Genomic DNA, 22,968 nt, shown 5'->3' on the forward strand with positions numbered 1-22,968 from the left:
GTAAAGCATGGCGCACATAGATACATCAGGAAAAGGTCGAAATACCAATGTGGATTTGAATCTTGTTCCTTTTATTGACTTGATGTCTGTTTTGATTACGTTTCTGCTGATTTCGGCAGTATGGACACAAGTTTCTATGATTCAGTTGGGAGCTTCGTTTGCTTCGCCGAAAGACTCTACAAATACCGAGTACAAAGTGCCTCCTCACGAAGACTTGGTATTTCGCTTAGATGTGGTGTCAGCAGGTTATGTGCTTAAATTTGGTACGCAAACAAAGCCTATTCCGAAGCGCAATAATGAATACGACACGCAAACTCTATTAACCGAGTTGCAACGTGTGAAACAAGCTTATCCTGATAAAAACAATGTGAAGATCTCAATAGCAGATGAAATTTTATATGAAAATGTAATCGCGGCTATGGATACTGGTTTACAAGCAGGGTTTTCTCCTGAGTTGTTAACAGGAGGACCTCGCTAATGGCAATTTATAAACCGGGGCAGCGCCATAGAAATCACAATCTTCTAAAAAGAAGAATGAATCGCCGAGGTGTTACGGCTATTTTGTCGTTAACGGCCATGGTGGATATGTTTACAGTACTCGCTATTTTCCTTTTGCAAAATTACAACTCAACAGGTGAGATTCTGTATCTTCCGAAGGAAGTGACACTTCCTACAGCCAATCGTGTGGTGGATTTAAAACCAGCGCTCGTGGTGACAGTTTCTACACAAGAGATATTGATTGATACGACTCCTGTCGCTACATTTGCTGAAGTGCAAGCGTCACGCACATGGGTCATCCCAGGTTTACGTGATCGGGCAAAAGAGATGATTGAAAAAGCTCGTCTCGATCAAGCAGCTCAGTTACAAAATCGTGTGAGCAACGTGGTTGATCAGACTTTAGGAAATAAAACAGAAGATCCAAATCAGTGGAAAAAAGTAACAATTCAGGCCGACAAGTCAGTGGATTATCTGACGTTAAAAAAGATAATGTACTCTATATATGAGGCCGGTGGCGGTCCTATTAATTTTGCGGTCGCGAAAGATTTAAGTAAAGACGATGCGACTTCAAACGCCGAAAATTAATAAATATTCAATTTTATTTTTTTTACTTGTTGCTTTCATTTTTCTTGAAATCATCATTATGTCTCCGAACTTACTTGAGCAAACAAGTGACGAAGAGGCCGCATTTGAAGCGACCCGCTTAGCTGCTCAGAATCAAGAGCAAAAGTCAGGTTCTATAGAACAAAAACTACAAGGAGTGCACCTTGTAGAGAATGCCGAAAATGAAAAAGGATGGGAGCTTTTTGCTCACGAAGCCATTGGTAGTGCGGATTCTAAATGGGTTGTGAAGGAAGTTAAAGTTCACTTCTTTAATGAGAACAAACTCAGCTTCACCGTTACCGGAGACGTTGGTGAAGTGGATGGTGAAACGAAAGATATGGTGATTCGTGGGAATGTGACCACGACAAGTACGAATGGCTATTTCTTTAATACAGATACCTTACGCTATACGGCTAGTAACAAGATGATGAGCAGTCAAGATAAGGTGATTATGCGTGGTCCACCAGATAATCATGGTGAAGGCTTTAAACTGACGGGTGAAAAGTTGCAGGTCGATATTGCACAAAATAAAATGTCGATCTTAGAAAAAGTCGTCGCAACTAAAAAAATAGACGGAAAAGACTTTAAGCTGACCTCGGTGCGCGCTGATTTTTACAATACGAATCAAGAGGCCACATTTTCAAAAGATGTAAGAATGAATTTGGGTACAATGCATTTGAATGCACCTGTAGCACATTTCAAATACTCGCAAGCGAATAAGTCTTTGATGCGAATTCTCTTGCAACAAGGTGTGCAGTTATCTGATGAAGATAAACGTGGCTTCAGTGAAGAGTTAGAACTGAATCTTTTAGAAAATAAGATGACCATGCGTGGTCGGCCCAAGGTCCAGCAAGGTGAAGATGAGATCAGCGGTGAAGAAATCGTCTTTATCGATGGCGGAAAAAAAGTTAAGATAAACAAGTCTTCGAAAAAGTAGATAAGTAAATCACGTAAGTAGATCGGGAAATGATATGGCCAGTACGCTGAAAATCAATAAAATATCGAAGCAGTATGGTGGACGCCAAGTTGTGAAAGAGGCCACTTTTGAAGTGGAGTCAGGTCAAGTTGTGGGTCTTCTTGGTCCCAACGGAGCTGGTAAAACAACATCCTTTTACATGGTTGTGGGTTTAGTTAAGCCGGATGAAGGCGAGATTCTATTGAACGACACGAATATCACGACATTCCCCATGTACAAACGTGCACGTACAGGCTTAAGTTATTTGGCGCAAGAGCCCAGCATTTTTAGAAAATTAACAGTTGAAGAAAATATCTTGGTGGCTTTAGAGGCCCATGGTTTTAGCTCTCAAGATAAGCGCGAAAAATTAGAGCTTTTACTACAAGACTTTCGTGTGAACCATATTCGTGAATCCTATGGATATGCATTATCCGGTGGTGAAAGACGGCGTGTTGAAATCGCACGTGCGTTGGCCGGAGATCCGCACTTTCTACTGCTAGATGAGCCATTTGCCGGTATCGATCCGATTGCCGTAGCTGATATTCAGAATATTATTCGTGAACTCAAGGCCAAAGGTATAGGAGTTTTGATCACAGATCATAACGTGCGTGAGACTTTGGGCATTTGCGATTATGCTTATATACTAAAGGACGGACAGATTCAGGTCGCCGGAACATCAAATGAAATTGCCAATTCAGAGTTGGCACGAAAATTTTATTTGGGCGAGAACTTCCGACTATAAGGAGATAATGGGGTCCCAATGGCATTAAGACAGACAATGAACCTAAGTCAAAATTTGGTCATCACGCCGCAATTGCAGCAGGCGATCAAACTTTTGCAAATGTCACGTCTTGAATTGGAATCTCAGGTTCGAAATGAATTAGAAGAAAACCCAATTCTAGAAGAAGCTGAAGTTCTGCGTGAAGAAGATTTTCAGCGAACAAAAGAAGCAGAAGCTCAGACTTCAGATGCTTCCGAGGCTGTGCCCGAAAGCGGAGCGGTTGATAATGTTCAAGATCCTCAGAAGCAAGATGAGTTTGAATGGGAATCTTATTTAGAAACTCAGCATAAAGCTCCACGTGAAGCGTCCCATGGCAACGAAGAGATCATGAACTATGAAAATCTGATCTCGACGACTCAGACTTTACATGATCATTTATATTGGCAGATCAAGATGACGGGTTTTTCAGATAACGAAGAGCGCGCCGCAGATGCGATCATTGGTCATATTGATGATGATGGGTATTTAAAAGTTCCTCTAGATCAAATTGCCGCCGAAGAAAAATTGGATATCGAAGATTTAGAAGATGCATTAAGTTTAATCCAAGAGTTTGATCCTCCAGGTGTTGGGGCTCGCGATTTACGTGAGTGTCTATTGATTCAAGCGCGTATTCTTGAAGAGGATACAAATGATTTAGTTAATCTAATCAATAATCATCTTAAGGACTTAGAAAAGAAAAACTACGAAGCTATTGCTAAGGGGTTAAATCGCTCTTTGGAAGAAATTATTGAAATCTGTAAAATTATTTACGCGATGGAACCAAAACCAGGGCGTGGATATGCAGGTACAGAAACTCAGTATGTCACACCGGACGTTTACGTTTATAAAGTAGGCGATGACTATGTCGTTTCGTTAAACGAAGATGGCTTGCCGAAACTAAAAATTTCAAATTATTACAAGAATATGCTGAAGGGTGGAAGCAACCCGACAGGTGATCAGCAGGCCACAGAGTATATTCAAGAAAAATTGAAATCAGCAGTATGGCTAATTAAGTCTATCCATCAAAGACAGCGTACGATTTACAAAGTGACGGAAAGTATTGTGAAGCATCAACGCGACTTTTTTGAAAAAGGCGTCAGTGCACTTAAGCCGATGGTTTTACGTGATATTGCCAATGATATTGGGATGCATGAATCTACTGTCAGTCGTGTGACAACAGCGAAGTATGTGCACACTCCGCAGGGTATTTACGAGTTAAAATACTTCTTTAATTCAGGCATCAGTTCGTCACAGGGCGGGGAAGACCTTGCCTCTGAATCTGTGAAGTTAAAAATTAAAGAATTAGTCGCAAAAGAAGATCCAAAGAAGCCGCTTTCAGATCAAAAAATCGTTGATCTCTTGAAAAAAGAAGGTATTGATATTGCTCGCCGTACGGTGGCGAAATATCGTGACGTTCTTAAGATTTTGCCATCAAGTCAGCGTAAAAAATATTTTTAAGGAAGCTTTTTATGGATTATCGTTCTTTGATTCGCGAAGTACCTGACTTTCCGATTGCTGGGGTTTTGTTCCGCGATATTTCTCCGTTACTACAAAATGCTGAGGCTTTCTCTCAAGTCGCGATGGACTTTTCTAAAATGATTGATCTAGAGAATGTGGATTTGTTTGTTGGAATCGAATCGCGCGGATTTATTTTGGCATCACAGTTGGCTGCAAAATTTAATAAAGGTTTTTTGCCACTCAGAAAAGCGGGTAAACTTCCACCGCCAACGATCAAGCAATCTTATAAATTAGAATACGGCGAAGCGACTCTTGAAGTTGTACCTGCATCTCAAGGTGCGAAAGTGGTTATTTGTGATGATGTTTTGGCCACTGGCGGGACTTTGCGAGCTGCTATGGAATTGTGCGAAAAAGCAGGGTACCAAGTCGAAGATGTGCTGGTCCTCATTAATTTGAAATTTTTGAACAGTCTTCAGTTTCGTAATAAAGAAATTAAGTCACTTCTACAGTACGAATAAATCTTAATTCTATATCTGAAACATTTAACCCACCGGATGATGTCTCTTGTCTCAGTACGAGATGTTGAGCTTTTTTAAATTTTTAGAAAAGCCTCCTCATCTTTGGTCTGGGTCTTACCGATAGGTAATTCACAGCAACTCAATCAAGGGTTCTAAGGCGTAAGGCCTTTTTCACATCAAAGGAGAAAGAATGAAGTCGAATTTCACGTTCAAGCATCTAGACTATTCTGAGTCATTGGTTAATTACACAAATACCAAGCTAGATGAGATTGGACAGTTTTTATTAAAGGATGGGCGCTGCAATGTTTATTACTCGAAAAATCAGCACGACTTTGTGGTTGAGGTTTCGATCAATACAAAGCAGAAATTCTTTAAGGCGACGGCAAGTGCTCCTGATGTGTATGTAGCTGTGGACTTGATGGTGGATAAGCTGGAAAAACAATTCCTTAAAGTAAAAGAGATCTATGTGGATCACAAGAAGTTCAGCTTATCGAAAGAGGGACGCCTACGTGATTTCAATGGTCAGTTTGAGTATCAACCTCGATGGAAGAAAGCGGGCTAATCTTTCGATTTCCTCTCTCCGAACTTGAAAAAAGCCCTCGTTTTAGAGGGCTTTTTTTGTTTTTTCGCCTCACTAAAACCTCACACTCTCGATATGCTTACAACATAAGCAAATTCAACTCTCTACAAGGCATTGTCAGAGCCATTGTTCATTGACCCAAGGTGACAAATCGAGTTACTTTTTGGCGTTTGTAATGAATCGTTCCCGACTGTTTTTTAGTTGGGGCTAAATCTTTAACTGAGGTGAGTGAATTGAAAAATTTTATTTTTACCAGTGAGTCGGTTTCTGAAGGGCATCCAGATAAAATGGCTGATCAAATCAGCGATGCCATTCTAGATAAAATCCTAGAACAAGATCCTACGGGACGCGTAGCTTGTGAAACTCTTTTGACAACAGGCCTAGTTGTTGTTGCTGGTGAAATTACGACAAGTGCTAAGGTGAACTTTTCTGAAGTGGCGCGTGAAACAATTAAGCGTATTGGATACGACCATTCCGATAAAGGTTTTGACTACAAAACATGCGGAGTAACAATTGCCGTAGGTCAACAGTCTCCAGATATTTCTATGGGAGTGAAGCAAACAGGAAGCGACGATCAAGGTGCCGGTGACCAAGGATTAATGTTTGGTTATGCAACTAATGAAACACCGGAGCTAATGCCATTGACGTTAGCGATGTCTCATAAACTTGTGAAAGACCTCGCAACTATTCGTAAAGAAAACAAAGTGAACTGGTTAAGACCGGATGCAAAATCACAAGTTTCTGTTCAGTATGAAAATGGTGTGGCAAAACGTATTGAAACAATCGTGATTTCAACTCAACACGCAGAAGATGTTTCTTTGAAGCAGATTCAAGATTTCATCATGGAAGAGTTGATTAAAAAATCAATTCCTTCTCAGTGGGTAGATAAAAATACTAAATTCCACATTAATCCAACAGGTCGTTTCGTAACAGGCGGTCCAATGGGCGATGCGGGCTTAACGGGAAGAAAAATTATCGTTGATACTTATGGCGGACACGGAGCACATGGTGGCGGAGCTTTCTCAGGAAAAGATCCTACAAAAGTGGATCGTTCAGCAGCTTATGCCGCTCGTCACGTAGCAAAAAATATCGTAGCTGCAGGCTTAGCCGAAAGATGCTTAGTGCAAGTAGCTTATGCGATCGGTGTGGCCGAGCCAGTCAGTATCAGCATTAATGATTATGGTACCAGTACAGTGGGGCCTGAAAAGTTAGAAAAAGCGGTACGTGCGGTATGGGATTTACGCCCATCTCGTATTGTAAAAGAATTAGATTTATTAAAACCAATTTACTCGCCAACAGCTGTTTATGGTCACTTCGGTCGTGAAGAGAGATTGAGTGAAGGCTTCTTCTCTTGGGAAAAAGTAAATAAAATTGAACAACTCAAAGAGGCTGTTAAGTAATTCTTAATAGCTAGGATGTGATCAGGCATGGACCCGAAATTTATTCGTAACTTTTCAATCATCGCGCATATTGACCATGGTAAATCAACTTTGGCAGATGCGCTTTTATCTTTCACAGGGGCTCTGTCTGATCGCGAGAAAAAAGAGCAATTCTTAGATAATATGGAACTTGAGCGTGAGCGTGGAATCACGATCAAAGCTCAAACAGTTTGTCTAAAGTACAAATCAAAAAAAGATGGTGAAACTTACCAGATTAATTTGATCGATACTCCGGGCCATGTGGATTTTTCTTACGAAGTGTCTCGCTCGTTGGCGGCCTGTGAAGGTGCCATTCTTGTTGTCGATGCGGCACAAGGGGTTGAAGCGCAGACATTAGCCAATGTTTATTTGGCGTTAGAGAATAATCTCGAGATTATTCCTGTTTTGAATAAGGTTGATTTGCCGACAGCTGATCCAGAGGGCGTAAAAAAACAAATCGAAGATACAGTTGGTCTTGATTGTACAGATATCATCCATGCATCAGCCAAAGAAAAGCTGGGCATCGAAGATATCTTAGAGGCTATTATTGCAAAAGTTCCACCGCCAAAAGCTGATCGTAGTTTGCCAGCACGCAGTTTGATTTTTGACTCGTGGTTTGATGCCTATCAAGGTGTTGTGGTTTTAGTGCGTGGTGTGGATGGCGTTATCAAAAAGGGCGATCGTATCAAGTTTGTCTCTACGGATAAAGAGTACGAAGTTCTGCGCATGGGTAAGTACATGCCATTTCCCGAGCCTGTTACAGAGTTAGCTGCAGGTGAAGTGGGATTCATCATTTGCGGTATTAAAGACATTCGCGATGTTCAAGTGGGTGATACGGTAACTTCCGCTAAGAATCCGGCTTCGGTTCCGTTGGCGGGTTTTCAGCGTATTAAGCCGATGGTATTTGCTGGGATCTTTCCTGTGGTTGCCAGTGAGTATCAAAACTTAAAGGATGCTTTAGATAAGTTATGTCTGAATGACTCATCTTTGACTTACGAAATTGAAAAATCATTGGCTCTAGGCTTTGGCTATCGCTGTGGTTTCTTAGGTCTACTTCACATGGAAATTGTGCAAGAGCGCTTAGAGCGTGAGTTTAACTTGAATCTGATCACGACGGCACCAACGGTGGTTTATCGTATCACTAAAAAAGATGGCACAATATTAATGTTAGAAAATCCATCTGGTATGCCGGATGAAACGCAGATCGAAAAAATGGAAGAGCCATATGTAAAAGTAACTTTGCATACTCCAACTGATTATATTGGTGGACTTCTTAAGCTTTGCGAAGATAAACGTGGCATACAAATTAAGATGGACTATATCACCGAGAAAAAAGTGATCATTGAGTACAAGTTACCAATGAATGAAATGGTGATGGACTTCTATGATCGCCTGAAATCAATTACTAAGGGCTATGCATCACTTGAGTATGAATTCTTAGGCTTTGAAGAAGCTGATTTAGTCAAAATGGATATTTTGATCAATGCAGAACCTGTGGATGCCTTATCTTTGATTATTCATCGTTCAAAGGCGACAACGCGCGGAAGAGCTTTAGCAGAGAAAATGAAAGAGTTGATTCCACGTCAACAGTACCAAGTGGCAATTCAAGCAGCAGTTGGAGCTAAAATTATCGCGCGTGAGACATTAGGAGCCATCAGAAAAGACGTGACGGCTAAGTGTTATGGTGGTGACATATCAAGGAAAAGAAAACTTCTAGAACGACAAAAAGAAGGTAAGAAGCGCATGAAGCAGATCGGTTCTGTTGACGTGCCGCAAGAAGCCTTCTTGGCGATCCTAAAAGTGGAGGACTAAGCGATATGTTCGGACGCAAGGGCACAACACCAAAACCACAAAAACAACCAAAAAAAGAGAAGTACGGCGGCTGGGACGTCAAAAACAAATTATTTTGGACTGAGGGTTGGGGCTCGATGTTGTTGGCGGTTCTGGCGGCTTTAACTATTCGTTGGTTATTGTTAGAAGCGTATGTCATCCCATCAGGATCTATGTTTCCGTCATTGCTCAAGAACGACCATATTTTCGTAAATAAAATGACTTATGGAATCCGTTTTCCTTTCAGTGAAAAGTGGATGGTGAAATTCCGTGAGCCAGAGCGCGGGGAAGTCATTGTTTTCAAGTACCCTCAAGATATGAGCACATTCTTTATTAAAAGAATCGTAGGCGTACCGGGCGATAAAGTTAAATTTGAAAATGGTATCTTGTACGTTAATGACAAGCCACAGCCGAAAAGCGTTCCTAAATCATCTGCTGACTTTGACTATCTTCGTGAAGAGGATTTCCAAAGTGAAGGTGGTTATCATGCGACTAAAGCGAACTATGTGCACTTCACAGAATCGCTGGATGGCGGTTACCATGATGATAAGTCTCCTAAAATTGTTGAGCACAGTATCTTGATGAAAAAAGGTGAAATCATGGGTTTCCCAGGTGATGGTGAATGGGTTGTGCCTCAAGATGCCTTATTTGTAATGGGTGACAATCGTTATCATTCGCACGATTCACGCTTCTGGGGCTTTGTTCCTCAGAAAAATATTTTGGGTCGAGCGAGCTTTGTTTGGTTAAGCTGTGAAGAGATGCTTCCTGTGGTCTCTGTTCTGTGTAACCCAATAACAATCCGCGGAACCCGTTTCTTTCACAGTATTCACTAGGTTGTAGAAGTGATTTTCCCCCGTAAAAAAATTGGAAAACAAGGGCGCTGGCCGCAAGCTTTAGCATTGATAGCGGCGCCAGTTGTTTTGATATTTGCTTTTCGTTGGGTAGTCTTTGAACCTTTCGTGATTCCCTCTGAAAGTATGTTACCTAATCTTTTAGTGCACGATCACATTTTGGTGTCTAAATCGAGCTACGGAATTAAAATTCCATTCAGTGACTCGTGGCTCTTGCGCTTTTCTGGTCCTCAGCGGGGCGATGTTGTCGTTTTTAAATACCCTCTGAATACGAATGTTTTCTTTATCAAACGTGTCGTCGGATTACCGCATGATAAGATCAGTGTGCAAAATGGACAGGTTATTGTGAATGATCAACCTTGGACAATCCAAGGTGTAACGTCTGGTGCTTTTAAAGACGAAGACAGCTTTTCTTATTTCTTAGAGTCGATTCCTTCCTCGGTTGAAGGGAAGGCTCTTTCTGAACATTTAATTCGTCTGAGCGTCGGTGGACACATTGATCCTAATGAAGTGGTTTTTGAAGTTCCAGAGGGACAATACCTTGTTTTAGGTGATAATCGTGATCAATCACAGGATTCTCGCTTTTGGGGATTTGTGGACGATAGACTGTTAGTCGGGCAGGCTAAATATATCTGGTTAAGCTGTGAAAACACGTTAGAAGCGACTCCGATGTTGTGTGATCCTGCCACCTTACGAGCCGATCGTATTTTTACCAGAATAAGAGGGGCTAAATGAAGTACACTATAGTTGCTATAGCCATTGCGGGGGCTCTTTTTTTTCGCGCCTTCCTTATTTCAGTATACAAGGTGACCACTCAAAGTATGGCTCCTGTCATGTTATCAGGGGATTTCGTTTTGAGTTCTCAGTACTCCTATGGGTTGCGTGTGCCATGGGATTCGGATGTCTATTTTCAATCGGCTCCCAAGCGTGGTGAGTTAGTGGTCTTTTCGAAGAACTATAAAACGTATATTAAACGTGTGGTGGCTGTAGAGCGCGATGAAGTGGCCTACCAGCAGGGCATTTTACACCTTAATGCTCAGCCATGTTCTTATGAAACCATAGCCACTCAGCCCGAGTTATTGCGCCAGCCTGTGCTGGAAGTTTGTGGCGAGCGCCAAACGCCGGTGATGCCAGTTTTGGCTCAAGAGGCCTCTAAGGAAGGTTCTGTGGAAGGCTCTGCTGTCGAAGAGGTTGCTAAAACTAAGCTGAATTCGGGTCAGATTCTTGTAGCGAGTGACAATCGTGATACAGAAGGTGCTGTTGAAATCGTTTATGTTGATCAAATTATTGGCAAGCCACTTTTTGTTTGGATGTCATTTGCCTCAACGCAAGATTCCATTTCTGCAACAAGCGGAATACGTTGGAATCGAATTTTGACAAAGCTCCAGTGAAGACATAGCATTTAGTTCAATGCCTGTGAGCAAAAGCTCTCTGATAACATTAAAAAAAATAGATGAAAAATTCGTTCTTCATTTATTTTCAAAGTCGATTGAACTCAAAAAGAATTTTAATGAGCATCGACTGTCATCCGGTCCTTACCACTCTGGATATAAAGGAACCGCAGCTCTTCTGTTTTTTGAACCCAGTACTCGTACACGTTTTAGTTTTGAAGCGGCTAGCAGCCGTGCTGGTTATCATCCCATGATTTTGGATGGTGGTATCGGAACAAGCATTGAAAAAGGCGAAACCATTGAAGATACAATTAGTAATATTCAAGCATTACGACCTTCTTTCTTTGTGATTCGCTGTCAAGATCATGTGAATCTAGAGCAAATAGATAGTTTAATTGATGTTCCTATTATCAATGCGGGATGGGGTAAAAGAGGGCATCCAACACAGGCCCTCCTTGATGGATTAACCATTCATGAAAAATTAGGCTCGATTGCTGCGAAAAATATTCTATTTGTAGGGGACATTAAGCATTCGCGTGTTGTGGCGTCTCATCGTGAACTTTCTGAAGTTTTGAAATACAATATGGGATTTTGTGCGCCTCGGGAATTCTTGCCGGAAGTGATCTCCACGGGAATTCAGTGTTTTTCTAATTTACCAGAAGCTCTTGAATGGGCTGATGTTGTGATAGCACTTCGTGTTCAGAAGGAAAGACACGAAAACGAAAATCTTTTTTTAATAGAAGATTATCGTGAAAACTTCGGACTAAATAATGAAAGACTCAAGTTAGCAAAGCCGAATGCTGTGATTATGCATCCGGGGCCAATCAACTACGGAGTTGAAATTGAATCTGAAATACTTCAAGACCCTCGTTGTGTGATCTTAAAGCAAGTCGAAAATGGCGCATTTCTAAGGGAAGCTCTTATACGTAGTATTGTGGATAAAGAAAAAGGTGACTGATATGGCATTAAAAAAAGGGTTTCTAGTCTTAGAAAGTGGTGAGGTCTTTGAAGGCTCACGCCTATCAGAACAGTCGGCCTTTCCCGAAAAAGCCGGAGAAGTGGTTTTCAATACATCCCACTCTGGTTATGAAGAAATTGCGACCGACCCTTCTTACTTTTCACAGATAGTCGTTATGACGGCTCCCATGCAAGGCAACTACGGAGTTGATAGACAGGTGTGGGAATCTCGTCAGCTTTGGATACAGGGTTTTATCTGTGTGCAAATACAAAATACAAAACGTGAAAACTCATGGGTGCGCCTACTTGTGGATCACCAAGTCCCTGTGCTGACAGAAGTCGACACTCGCCGTTTAGTGCTGCACCTTCGTAGCGAAGGAACTCCATGGGGTGCTATTGTCGCAGCTTCGAATGTCGAAGAAGCTAAAAAGAAAGCGGCTGACCTGATTCAAAAACAAAAAGGTTTAGAAGCTGACTGGGTCCACCTTTGCTCACGCCAAGAAATAGAAGATCATCAAGGTAAAAATCCAACTGGTCCGCGTGTAGCTGTGATCGACTTAGGTGCGAAAGAGAATATCCTACGCGAGCTTTTAAGTCGCTGTTCGCAGGTTCGTGTATTCCCATCACGTGTGTCTCCAGAGACAATTCAAGAATGGAAACCAGATTCCATCATGTTAACTAATGGTCCTGGGGACCCAAGTGCGGTACAACAAGTGCCAGATACAATTCGCCACTTTTTGGGGAAACTTCCGATCTTTGGTATTTGTATGGGACATCAGGTTCTATCTCTGGCTTTGGGGGCGAAAACTTATAAGTTGAAGTTTGGTCATCGTGGAGCCAACCACCCTATACGGGATACATTGCTAAATAAAATCTATATGTCGAGTCAGAATCATGGTTATGCTGTTGAAGATTCAACTTTACCTACAGATATTGAAGTGACACATAGAAATTTGAATGATCAGACTGTCGCTGGATTTTATTCTAGACGTTACAATTGCTTGGGCATTCAATACCACCCAGAAAGCCGCCCAGGTCCTCACGAAGCCAGTGAGCTATTTGATTATTTTATATTTGAAATGCACAAGACAAACAAAACAGAAATGGTGAATCATGGACTATAATACATTCAAGCTGAGTCTGCAAAAGTTGATCGAGTACTACACGAACCCCGAGTTTTCTGTAGAGCTTAACGAAGCAAAAAGAGAGTTTTTTGATAATACGGGAACTGTTGATGAAGAAAACCCAAATTATGATTTAAGAATGCACCAATTTTATGAGTGGTATTTTTTAACTCGAAATTTAAAGAGCTATATGAAGACACCATTGGCGGCAAGTGGACAGCATCGTGATTTAAGATTAAATGAACAAGACATCCAAGCTATTGATGTTCTACAGAACACGCACCAACACACATTGTTTGAGTACTTGAAATCTAAAAATGGCATCGTTTACGTACGTAATTTGATGACTAATAAAAAAATTGAAGTGCAGCAAGAAAAGATGGTCTTTGGTTTTGATAGCAAAGAGTTTTTTCAAGCTCGCATCGTGACTATTGAGGGAAAAAATTACTTCTTAGATAGTTTTTGTTTTCATCCTGAGTCATCTCAGAAATTCATCTTAAGCGAGATCAAGATTTTGCAAAAAAATCCAGACTTGAGCTTAGAGACATTTTTATTACGCCTTAATAAAATGCGTTACAAATACGAGCAGTATAAACACGTCACTCCTGAAGCTATCTACACAAACGACAATAAGTTAGGACTTTAAATGCCGAAACTAAACGATGTAAAAAAGATATTAATCATTGGTAGCGGGCCGATTCAAATTGGACAGGCTTGTGAATTTGATTATTCAGGGACGCAGGCATGTAAGGCATTAATGAAAGAAGGGTTTGATGTTATCTTAGTTAACTCAAATCCTGCGACCATTATGACCGATCCAGAGATTGCGACCAAAACTTACATCGAACCATTGAAATTCGACTATCTAAAGAAAATCATCGAAGTAGAAAAACCAGATGCAGTTATTCCGACACTAGGCGGACAGACCGCATTGAATCTGTCTTTAGAGTTAGCACAAAAAGGTGTATTAGAAGCTAACAATGTCAAAATGTTAGGGGCCACACCAGAGGTCATTGAAGCGGCAGAAGATCGTGAAAAGTTTCGTACGATCCTAGATGAGTTAGGAGCCCGTTACCCGCGAAGTGAAATGGTTAAAAATTTTGATCAGGGTCTTAAGGCGGCGGAGGTTTTAGGTTACCCACTTATTCTGCGTCCCAATTATACTTTGGGTGGTGGCGGTGGCGGCGTGGCTTATACGCCGGAAGAGTATCAATCGATGCTCGTGCAGGCTTTGCATGAAAGTCCAACATCTGAAGTTCTTGTAGAAGAAAGTATCTTGGGGTGGAAAGAGTTTGAACTCGAAGTGATGCGTGATGCTTCGGGTACATTTGTTGTTGTCTGCTCGATTGAAAACCTAGATCCATGTGGCGTACATACGGGCGACAGTATCACTGTAGCTCCACAGCAGACTTTGACGGACTGGGAATACCAAGAAATGCGTGACGAAGCCTGTAAAATTATCAACCGCGTAGGTGTACAGACGGGTGGGGCCAACGTTCAATTCGCAGTTCATCCAACAAGCCGCGAGCGCGTCGTGATCGAAATGAACCCACGAGTATCACGTTCATCGGCTCTGGCAAGTAAAGCTACAGGATTTCCAATAGCAAAAATTGCAGCCATGTTAGCTGTGGGATATCATTTAGACGAAATTCAAAATGACATCACTAAAGTGACTCCGACATGCTACGAACCAGCGTTAGATTATGTTGTGACGAAAATTCCAAAATTTGCATTTGAAAAATTTCAAGGTTCAAAGGATTTATTAACAACACAAATGAAGAGTGTTGGTGAAGTCATGGCTATCGGCAGAACTCTGCAAGAGTCTTTGATGAAAGCTCTTTGTGCATTAGAGATGTCTCCAGAAGGTATTCCTGATATTCACTTCAGTTTAGAAAAAATCTCGTATCCCAATAGCTTGCGTATTTGGCATATTTTCCAAGCGTTCCGACATGGATTGTCTATTGACCAAATTCAAGAATTAACGAAAATTCATCCATGGTTTCTAGAGCAAATTTCAGGTTTAATTCAGCATGAATCTGAAATAAAAAAAGCTGATTTAGATGCCCCTACTTTGCGTAAAGCCAAACGATTAGGATTTAGCGATGCCCGCATTGCAAAGTTAAAAAATAAAAGTACAGATTTTATTCGTAAGCTCAGATTAGATTTAGGGGTAAGACCATCGTTTCTGCAAATTGATACCTGTGCCGGAGAATTCCTTTCTTCGACTCCGTATTACTACTCAACCTATTGGAGTCAGGCTGATATTCAAAAACCAGCAAAACCGATAGTTGCTGTTATTGGAAGTGGACCAAATAGAATTGGCCAAGGTATTGAGTTTGATTATAGTTGCGTACGTGGCGTGAAAGCTCTGCAAAAAGCAGGGTATTTAGTCGCTATGATTAATTCCAATCCTGAAACTGTGTCGACGGATTATGACACGTCGGACTTTTTATTTTTCGAACCATTAACGGCGGAATCTTTAAGCGAGATTTTTGACGTGATTAAGCCTGTGGGTTTTGTGTCACAACTCGGTGGTCAAACACCGATCAATCTGGCTTCTGAACTACAGAAAAATGGCTACACTTTATTAGGTTCCTCTTTAGAGTCTTTAGATCAAGCTGAAGATCGTAAGCAGTTTGCTCGTATATGCCGTGAGCTCAACTTAAAGATCCCTCAATCAGCAATGGTAGGATCTTTAGAAGAGGCTTTAGAACAAGAAACTGTTGTTGGCTATCCGATGATATGCCGTCCAAGTTATGTCTTGGGTGGGCGTCGCATGGAAGTGATTGAAAATCGTCAAGAGCTGCAATCTTACTTTTTTCGTCATCAAGATTTTATCAGTCCTAATAGCCCATGTCTCATGGACCAGTTTTTATCGGGTGCTTTAGAGGTAGATGTTGATTTAGTGCGCGGAGTAGATTGGATTCTTGTTGGTGGGGTGATTGAGCACATCGAAGCTGCAGGTATTCACTCGGGTGACAGTATGGGTGTCGTGCCTCCACAGCGATTGAAACCGGAAACTTTATTAAAAATTGAAGAGATGAGTCAGGAACTAGCTCACAAGATGGATATCTTGGGACACTTGAATTTACAGCTGGCGATTAAAAATGATGAGATTTTCGTATTAGAAGCAAATCCAAGAAGCTCACGTTCAGTTCCCTTTTTAGCCAAAGCGACAGGGATTCCTCTGATTGATTTAGGGATTCGTGCGCAAATGAAAGAGAGTATTTCTGCGGAAACCCTATCCCGATATAATTGGAAAAAAATAGATAAAATTTGTGTTAAGGGCGTTGTCTTTCCTTTCAAAAAATTTGCAGACAGTGACTCTATCTTGGGACCTGAAATGAAATCCACAGGCGAGACGATGGGACGAGCGGACGATTATCCTGAAGCGTTGGTGAAAGCTTTCGTTGCGAGCTCACTTAACTTGCCTTCACAAGGGGAAGTCTTCTTATCTTTACGTGATAAAGATAAAGAGCCTATGTTACCACTATTGAAAAACCTTAAAAAAATGGGGTTTCAATTTTCAGCAACAAAAGGAACGGCAGAGTTTTTAAATCGTTTTGATATCGAGTGCTTATCTTTAAATAAAGTGCATGAAGGCCGTCCGAACTGTGTTGATAGGATCAGATCAGGACAGGTGAGCTTTGTTGTGAATACCACTTCGAGTCGTGAATCTGTGGCTGCGAGTTACGACATCCGTCGAGCTTGTACCGACTATAGTATCCCATGTCTGACCGAGAGTGATGCGGCCGAGGCTTTTGGATTAGCGCTGGAAAAATCTAGGGCTGGACGTATAGAGGTCTCTCCGTTATCATTGTAAGCATGGTAAAAACGGCGTTTTTAAGTGTCCTATTTTTTTCATGTTTGCTATTTGCGAGTACAGAAAAAATTTCTATTGGAATACTGTCTGGTGGTAACCCGCAGGCAGTAGAAAAAGAGTCGTTGTTATTAGCTCAGAAGCTACAAAACAAATTGGGTAGCCCCATTCAAGTTTACATTCCTAAAAGCCCTGAAGCGATGGTGAGCGCCATTAAAAGTAAAAAAGTGGATTTAGCTATTCTTCCATCGGCAGTTTATGTAGCGGCGGATCGTGAAGCCTCAGTTAAGGTTTTGCTGAAAAAAACATGGAATAATGGTCCATTTTATTATGCAACCTTTCTGACTCTGGCGAATTCTAAAGTGAAGTCACTCAAAGACCTAAAAGGTAAAAAAGTCGCATTTGTTGATGAAAATTCATCGTCTGGTTATCTTTATCCTCGCCAAGAGCTAGAGTCGCAAAAAATTAATTTAAAAGAGGTCAACACTGTCTTTTCGGGTAATCATGCGGCTTCCATTGAAATGTTAGAAGCAGGTAAGGTAGATGCTGTCGCCGTTTTTGCCGATGACGAAAAGGCCAAGGTCAGCGCTTGGAGCCGTTTTGCTAAAAACAAAGGTAAAAAAATACGAGTTTTGTGGGTTAGTGAACCAATCCCTAATGATCCGATTATAGTGCGTCAGGACTACTACGATAAGAACGCCAAGATCGTTCATGAAATCATGTATAATTTGATCGAAACACAACATGAGAGTAGCTCTGATTTGGTTGAGGTTTTAGGAATGTCGGCTCTTATGCCGGCAACATCTAGACAGTATGATTCTGTACGTGAAGTGTTTAAAGCTTTTAGAAAAGGGTCAGAGTTATGACTATTCTAGAAGTTAGAAAACTGAACAAAAAATTCCGCACGGATTTTTATAAACGTCCGACTCAAGCTCTGAAAGATGTCTCTTTTAGTATTGAACGTGGTCGATTTGTAGGATTTATCGGACCCAATGGAGCCGGAAAATCAACGACGATTAAGTGTTTGCTCGAGCTTATTTTTGCAGACTCGGGTGAGGTATTATTTTTTGGTGAAAAGTTTAACTTACGCCATAAAGCTAAAATTGGTTTTTTACCTGAGCGTCCTTTCTTTCAAGAGTTTCTTACTGGGCAGGAGTTTCTGAAGCTTCACTGGGACCTAGCGCAGATGCCGCGTAAAGATTTCCCTAAGCGTGTTGAAGAAGTTCTTCAACTGGTGAAATTGGCCCATGCTAAAGATAAGAAATTAAAAGAGTATTCTAAGGGAATGCTACAGAGAATTGGAATTGCGCAGGCTCTGATCTGTGCACCAGAGTTTCTCATTTTAGATGAACCGATGTCGGGTCTTGATCCAGACGGACGAATTCTTATCAAACAAATTTTAAGAGCTTTAAAAGAACAGAAAACCACAGTGTTGATGAGTACACACTTACTGGAAGACGTAGAAGAGTTTTGCGATGATTTACTTGTGATTCACAGCGGAGTCTTAGAGTATTCGGGTGAAGTGAAAGGGTTACAGAAAAATTACGAGAGTCTTGAAGAAGCCTATCGCCATTTTAAGATCGCCTTAACAGAGAACTTAAACGCATGAAACAAATTTTAACTATTCCTATCCTAGCTGTATTGAATATCCGCGAGTGGGTGCGCTTAAAGTTTTTTTACATTATCGTGTTTTTCGGTATTTTATTTATAGCCTTCAGTCATATCTTGAGCGCTTTAACGTTCTCTGTACAAGAAAGACTCTTGTACGATTTCGGTCTTGCTGGTTTAGAGATTGGGGTACTTGTTATTTCAAGTTTGATTGGATCGCATTCGATTCAACGCGAGATTGATCGTAAAACACTGTTTGTTATTTTAGCTCGTCCTATTCCACGCAGTCATGTGGTCATCGGGGCATGGTTGTCTACTTTGGGGTTATGTCTTCTTTTTTCATTTGGGTTTTTATTGAGTTTTACTCTATCGGCTGAAGTTTCCGGTCGTTATTATCAAGGATTGTTAGTCGCAGCTGTTTCTACCAGTTTAAAAGCCGCGATCATTTCTAGTTTTGCGATTGCCTTCAGTTTGATTGTGCGCCCAATTTTAGCATTGGGAGCCACAGTCAGTTATTGGTTATTGTGTTACTCAATGCCTGATGTTCGATTTTTCGTTTCTAAAATGGAAGATGCCGCTTTAATGAAAGTGGTGGATGTCATTGATTTATTACTTCCTAAATTTTACCTTTTCAATTGGAAGTCCTATTACTACGTTACGAATATTCCAGCGGGCCAAGATATTTTGTGGGCGGTCGTTCACAGTATGGCTTGGGCTTTAACGTGGCTTGTTGTGGGTATTTTATTTTTCCGAAGGAAAGAAATTGTTTAATTTTGATTGGTTAACCGCTTCAATAGGTTTTTTATTTGGTGCGTGTCTTGGTAGTTTTGCAAACGTCATCATTTATCGCTGGCCGCAGGGATTATCCCTTTTAGGTCGTAGTTACTGCTATAATTGTAAAAACACAGTGGCGTGGTATCACAATATACCTATTTTTTCTTATTTCTGGCTGAGAGGCCGCTGCGCTCGCTGTAAAGCTCCATTTTCTATCCGTTACCCTCTGGTTGAGTTTCTTATGGGAGCCTTATTCTTTGCTGTGATTGCTTATTACGGCGTAAGCTGGCTGACCCTTGAATATCTTGTTTTGGTTTTTGGTTTAGTGACCGCCAGCTTTATTGATTTAGATCACATGATTTTACCGGACGAGATCACCTTAGGGGGATTAGCTCTGGCTTTAATCGGTGCCGCTCTTAACCCTGAACGGGAATTTTTAGATGCCCTCTGGGGTTGCCTTTTCGGAGGCGGAATTCTGTGGTTGGTGGCCTATGTGTACTATGCTTTCACAGGGCGTGAAGGTTTAGGTGGCGGGGATATTAAGCTTCTCGCATGGTTGGGCGCTCTTTTGGGGTGGAAGGCGATTCCTTTTATTATCTTAAGTTCTTCAATTGTCGGTTCGGTGGTGGGGCTTCTGGCTTCGCGAAAAACGGAAGATGGTCTTAGAACCATGATTCCATTCGGGCCTTTCTTAGCTATGGGCGCTCTTTTGTACATTCTCGGACTAAGGTCCGTAGGTGTTTGGTATGTACAGCTCTTTTTCCCCGATATCTAGCAGGGATCTAATTTTTAGCTAGACCTATGCTAGACCAAGATACCCACAATCTTTGACAGACCTAAGGCTGAGGTCAATAATTAGATTGGGAGTATACTCGCAGCATGTTTTTTACATCCAAGAAGATTATTGGAATCGATATCGGTTCCAGCTCTATTAAATTAGCCGAAGTGAGCCAAAACTCAAAGGGCGTCGTATTAGAGAACTTTGCTGTTATCCCATCCCCTCAACAAGCCATTAATAATGGTGAAATTACAGATACAATCCTTGTGGCGGAAAGCATCAGAACAGCCTTTAAAGAACATGGATTTAAGAATAAGAGTGCCTCTGTGGGCTTGTCGGGAACAGCTGTTATTATCAAAAAAATTAGTATTCCCAAAGTCGATCCTAAAAAACTGCGCGAGCAAATTCGCTATGAGGCTTCTCAGTACCTGCCGTTTGATGTCAGTCAGGTAACGATTGAGCATCATGTGCTGTCTTTTACAAGTCAGCCGGACAATATGGATATCTTAGTTATTGCGGCTCAGAATGAATTTATTTTGAACTACTTAAGCTCAGTAAATCAGGCTGGTCTGAAATGTGGGATATTAGATGTAAATAGCTTGGCTTTAGCCAATGTATTCGAACTGAATTATGGACGCATGAATGAACCGATTGCGCTATTTAACTTCGGCTCCAATATCACTAATTTTCTAGTGCTTTTACAGGGCGAAGTGATCTTTTCGCGTGATATTCCGGTAGGTGGATTCCACTTTACGAATGAGATCAGTAAAAATATGGGTGTTACCTTTGATGAGGCTGAAACCCTAAAAATTTCTCAAAGTGCTCAGCAAGAAGTTCCTGAAGAGACGCGAACTTTTATGAATATGGCTCTGGACTATGTCACAGAGGAAATTCGCAACAGTATTGATTTCTACACGGCTACGGCGCAAGGGCACATCATCAATAAAGCGTATTTTACAGGTGGAGCGAGTTTAACAGCAGGATTGATTGATCATCTTGCCGATGTTCTTAAACTGCCATTTGAAGTGATGAATCCTTACAACGCGATTAAAGCGGGAAATAAAAAGTTTTCATCAGAATATTTGCAGCAGATATCTCCATTTGTCTCGATTGTTTGCGGTCTGGCGATGCGAAAGCCGGGTGAAAAATGATCAAGATCAACCTACTCAACACCTATAAAGAGGCAGCGGGTGGATCGTCAGCGGGGGCGTCAGGTAATATCGTATTATCTGATGATGACGAGAAAAAAAAGATTCTGACCGAGTTTGCCAAAAGGGCATTAGTCGTTATCATTGGTCCACTAGCGTTGTATATTTATGAAATGCAAACTCTTCCCGAGTTGCAACGAGAAATGAACACGTTGAATGCTCGTTTAGCAGAAATGCAAGAGTTCAATAACAGCAAGCAAGATTTAGCTAATGAAATCAAAAAGTACGAGCAGGAACAAGAACAGTTCAATGCTCAAATGGATTTTATTAACAAAATCACGCGTGATAAAGTTAATGAATATAAGCTTTTCCAACATTTAAAAGACTCTACTCCTGAAAATGTATGGATTAATAAGTTAGAGCTAATGGATAATCTTCTGACGATTACAGCTGAAAGCGATGATTCCAAAGAGATCGAAAAGTTTATCCAACGTCTTTCGAATGCAGATTTTATTTCAAACTTGGTTCCTTTAAGTCAGACCAATAAAAAAGACTTTTACAATACCGGTGTAGATACAACTGTATTTACAGTACGAGCCCAAATGAACTCTGATGCAGCAGGAGGGGCTCCTTAATGAAAGCCTTGAAGCTGATTTCAGAATTATCATTAAGTCGTATGTTGGTGATCGCCATATTAGCGACAGTTGGCTATTTCTTTTTATATTTTAATGATGGTTCATTCTTCAAAAGCCAAATTGCAAGTCTTCGCGGGATGATTGCAGAAGAAGAAGCTAAGCGTGTTGATATCGAAAAAGTAATGAAAAAAGAAGAAGAGATGCGTGGTAATCTCTTGCAACTCGAGAGAAATCTAGAGGTTGTTAAATCTAAAATTCCTAACGATTTCAAGGACACGCAGATGTCGGCTATTATTAATAGTGCTTCTGCTGTATCAGGGATTAATGTTGTTGAGCTTTTCACTGCCCCAGCGGGCTTTGAAGCGCCACAAGTGATGCGTGGGCCGGGCGAAATGCTGCGTCCAGAAGACTTGGTCGAAGAAGTCAAATTCACTATTACAGTGAGTGGTTCTTATGATGCCTTCATACGCTTTCTAGATGTCTTAACAAAAGAAGATAAAGTTATCAAAATTCGGAACTTTGCGATCGAAAGAAGTTCGACAGGAATTGATGACGATGCCATTCGGTTTAAGGGTGAAATTGTTGGGTTTAAGCAGTCTGCGGCCGCAAGAAGCCGTTCGGGAGTGACTCAGCAAGGGGGCACTCAATGAAGAACTGGTTTTTTGTTTCTTTATTGATGTGTTTAAGCATGCTTTCTATAGGGACAGCGGCTTGGGCTCAAGGGCAAACTCAGCTCACTCCAGCTGAAGCTGAGGCTTTGAAGCAGCAGGTGCTACAGCTGCAGCAGCAACAGGGAACGACTCAATCTGTACCTATTCCTGTAACGGATGCCAATGCAGCGGTGGGAACAGCTCCAGCGGCTCCTGTACCACCAGCCGATCCTAATCTTATTACGAATTCGCGTGACTTGGATAAGAAGGTAGCGACGCGTGTAAAAGACCCTTTTATGTTGCCGAACCATCTGTATGTCAAAATTAAGAAGAAACTGGGTAATGCAGAGGGAGCAGAAGGCTTTGTTGATGAAAGTGTTGAACCACAAAGGCGCTGGGCTATTCGTCATTATAAATTAGTGGGTATTATCTGGAATGTCAGTCAGCCTAAAGCCATGATTACAGATAAAGACAATACTCTGCATATGTTTTTGGTTAAAGATAAAATAGGAAATAATGAGGGCCAGATTACGGCTATTCGAGACGGAGAAGTTGTCATTAATGAAAAGGGCAGCGAGATACGTTTGAAACTAAGCAATTAGTGCTTTTTGA

The 22,968-nt window shown here is 41.3% G+C and carries 24 protein-coding genes; all 24 read left to right on the forward strand.

Annotated features, from left to right (window positions below; genetic code table 11):
- Positions 1-7: 7 nt before the first annotated feature.
- The 24 genes from A11Q_RS03675 to A11Q_RS13395 all read left to right on the forward strand — a co-directional run bounded on the left by A11Q_RS03675 (position 8) and on the right by A11Q_RS13395 (position 22,958).
- Complete coding sequence (locus A11Q_RS03675; protein ID WP_015469443.1) at positions 8-478, forward strand: ExbD/TolR family protein; 471 nt, start codon at positions 8-10, stop codon at positions 476-478.
- Positions 478-1,083 (forward strand): ExbD/TolR family protein, encoded by a 606-nt coding sequence (locus tag A11Q_RS03680; protein ID WP_015469444.1) that lies wholly within the window; start codon positions 478-480, stop codon positions 1,081-1,083. The genes A11Q_RS03675 and A11Q_RS03680 overlap by 1 nt, the downstream gene beginning before the upstream one ends.
- Entirely contained in the window at positions 1,058-2,038 is a 981-nt protein-coding gene (gene lptC, locus A11Q_RS03685) for an LPS export ABC transporter periplasmic protein LptC (protein WP_015469445.1), read from the forward strand. Before A11Q_RS03680 ends, lptC begins: the two co-directional genes overlap by 26 nt.
- 34 nt (positions 2,039-2,072) lie before the next feature.
- Entirely contained in the window at positions 2,073-2,798 is a 726-nt protein-coding gene (lptB, locus tag A11Q_RS03690) for an LPS export ABC transporter ATP-binding protein (RefSeq protein ID WP_015469446.1), read from the forward strand.
- Between the two features lie 18 nt (positions 2,799-2,816).
- Positions 2,817-4,274 carry an RNA polymerase factor sigma-54 gene (rpoN, locus tag A11Q_RS03695; protein ID WP_015469447.1) on the forward strand — a complete coding sequence of 486 codons (1,458 nt, stop codon included), beginning with the start codon at positions 2,817-2,819 and terminating at the stop codon, positions 4,272-4,274.
- Positions 4,275-4,285: 11 nt separating this feature from the next.
- Positions 4,286-4,792, forward strand: a complete 507-nt coding sequence (locus A11Q_RS03700) for an adenine phosphoribosyltransferase (protein WP_015469448.1) — start codon at positions 4,286-4,288, stop codon at positions 4,790-4,792.
- Between the two features lie 190 nt (positions 4,793-4,982).
- Entirely contained in the window at positions 4,983-5,354 is a 372-nt protein-coding gene (gene hpf, locus A11Q_RS03705; protein ID WP_015469449.1) for a ribosome hibernation-promoting factor, HPF/YfiA family, read from the forward strand.
- Positions 5,355-5,605: 251 nt separating this feature from the next.
- On the forward strand, positions 5,606-6,772 hold the full coding sequence (metK, locus tag A11Q_RS03710; RefSeq protein WP_015469450.1) for a methionine adenosyltransferase: 1,167 nt from the start codon (positions 5,606-5,608) through the stop codon (positions 6,770-6,772).
- A gap of 27 nt (positions 6,773-6,799) precedes the next feature.
- Positions 6,800-8,602 carry a translation elongation factor 4 gene (gene lepA / locus A11Q_RS03715; RefSeq protein WP_015469451.1) on the forward strand — a complete coding sequence of 601 codons (1,803 nt, stop codon included), beginning with the start codon at positions 6,800-6,802 and terminating at the stop codon, positions 8,600-8,602.
- 5 nt (positions 8,603-8,607) lie between these two features.
- Positions 8,608-9,453 (forward strand): signal peptidase I, encoded by an 846-nt coding sequence (gene lepB / locus A11Q_RS03720; protein ID WP_015469452.1) that lies wholly within the window; start codon positions 8,608-8,610, stop codon positions 9,451-9,453.
- A gap of 9 nt (positions 9,454-9,462) precedes the next feature.
- On the forward strand, positions 9,463-10,206 hold the full coding sequence (gene lepB / locus A11Q_RS03725; protein ID WP_015469453.1) for a signal peptidase I: 744 nt from the start codon (positions 9,463-9,465) through the stop codon (positions 10,204-10,206).
- The gene (lepB, locus tag A11Q_RS13390) at positions 10,203-10,862 is read left to right on the forward strand and encodes a signal peptidase I (protein WP_015469454.1); all 660 of its coding nucleotides are present in this window, start codon (positions 10,203-10,205) and stop codon (positions 10,860-10,862) included. The genes lepB (A11Q_RS03725) and lepB (A11Q_RS13390) overlap by 4 nt, the downstream gene beginning before the upstream one ends.
- 25 nt (positions 10,863-10,887) lie before the next feature.
- Positions 10,888-11,820, forward strand: coding sequence for an aspartate carbamoyltransferase catalytic subunit (locus A11Q_RS03735; protein WP_158320350.1), 933 nt, complete (start codon positions 10,888-10,890; stop codon positions 11,818-11,820).
- Position 11,821: 1 nt separating this feature from the next.
- Entirely contained in the window at positions 11,822-12,943 is a 1,122-nt protein-coding gene (gene carA / locus A11Q_RS03740) for a glutamine-hydrolyzing carbamoyl-phosphate synthase small subunit (RefSeq protein WP_015469456.1), read from the forward strand.
- On the forward strand, positions 12,933-13,589 hold the full coding sequence (locus tag A11Q_RS03745) for a DUF7986 domain-containing protein (RefSeq protein ID WP_015469457.1): 657 nt from the start codon (positions 12,933-12,935) through the stop codon (positions 13,587-13,589). Before carA ends, A11Q_RS03745 begins: the two co-directional genes overlap by 11 nt.
- Entirely contained in the window at positions 13,590-16,766 is a 3,177-nt protein-coding gene (gene carB, locus A11Q_RS03750) for a carbamoyl-phosphate synthase large subunit (RefSeq protein ID WP_015469458.1), read from the forward strand.
- A 2-nt stretch (positions 16,767-16,768) separates the two neighbouring features.
- Positions 16,769-17,629, forward strand: a complete 861-nt coding sequence (locus A11Q_RS03755; protein ID WP_015469459.1) for a phosphate/phosphite/phosphonate ABC transporter substrate-binding protein — start codon at positions 16,769-16,771, stop codon at positions 17,627-17,629.
- Entirely contained in the window at positions 17,626-18,372 is a 747-nt protein-coding gene (locus A11Q_RS03760; RefSeq protein WP_015469460.1) for an ABC transporter ATP-binding protein, read from the forward strand. Before A11Q_RS03755 ends, A11Q_RS03760 begins: the two co-directional genes overlap by 4 nt.
- The gene (locus tag A11Q_RS03765; RefSeq protein ID WP_015469461.1) at positions 18,369-19,142 is read left to right on the forward strand and encodes an ABC transporter permease; all 774 of its coding nucleotides are present in this window, start codon (positions 18,369-18,371) and stop codon (positions 19,140-19,142) included. The genes A11Q_RS03760 and A11Q_RS03765 overlap by 4 nt, the downstream gene beginning before the upstream one ends.
- The gene (locus A11Q_RS03770; RefSeq protein ID WP_015469462.1) at positions 19,135-19,920 is read left to right on the forward strand and encodes a prepilin peptidase; all 786 of its coding nucleotides are present in this window, start codon (positions 19,135-19,137) and stop codon (positions 19,918-19,920) included. Before A11Q_RS03765 ends, A11Q_RS03770 begins: the two co-directional genes overlap by 8 nt.
- A gap of 104 nt (positions 19,921-20,024) precedes the next feature.
- Positions 20,025-21,074, forward strand: a complete 1,050-nt coding sequence (gene pilM, locus A11Q_RS03775) for a type IV pilus assembly protein PilM (protein WP_015469463.1) — start codon at positions 20,025-20,027, stop codon at positions 21,072-21,074.
- Positions 21,071-21,706: a PilN domain-containing protein gene (locus tag A11Q_RS03780; protein ID WP_015469464.1), complete on the forward strand. Its 636-nt coding sequence runs from the start codon at positions 21,071-21,073 to the stop codon at positions 21,704-21,706. The genes pilM and A11Q_RS03780 overlap by 4 nt, the downstream gene beginning before the upstream one ends.
- Positions 21,706-22,356: a hypothetical protein gene (locus tag A11Q_RS03785; RefSeq protein WP_015469465.1), complete on the forward strand. Its 651-nt coding sequence runs from the start codon at positions 21,706-21,708 to the stop codon at positions 22,354-22,356. The genes A11Q_RS03780 and A11Q_RS03785 overlap by 1 nt, the downstream gene beginning before the upstream one ends.
- Positions 22,353-22,958, forward strand: a complete 606-nt coding sequence (locus tag A11Q_RS13395) for a pilus assembly protein PilP (RefSeq protein WP_015469466.1) — start codon at positions 22,353-22,355, stop codon at positions 22,956-22,958. Before A11Q_RS03785 ends, A11Q_RS13395 begins: the two co-directional genes overlap by 4 nt.
- Positions 22,959-22,968 lie beyond the last annotated feature (10 nt).

The organism is Pseudobdellovibrio exovorus JSS (assembly GCF_000348725.1).
Lineage (GTDB): Bacteria > Bdellovibrionota > Bdellovibrionia > Bdellovibrionales > Bdellovibrionaceae > Pseudobdellovibrio > Pseudobdellovibrio exovorus.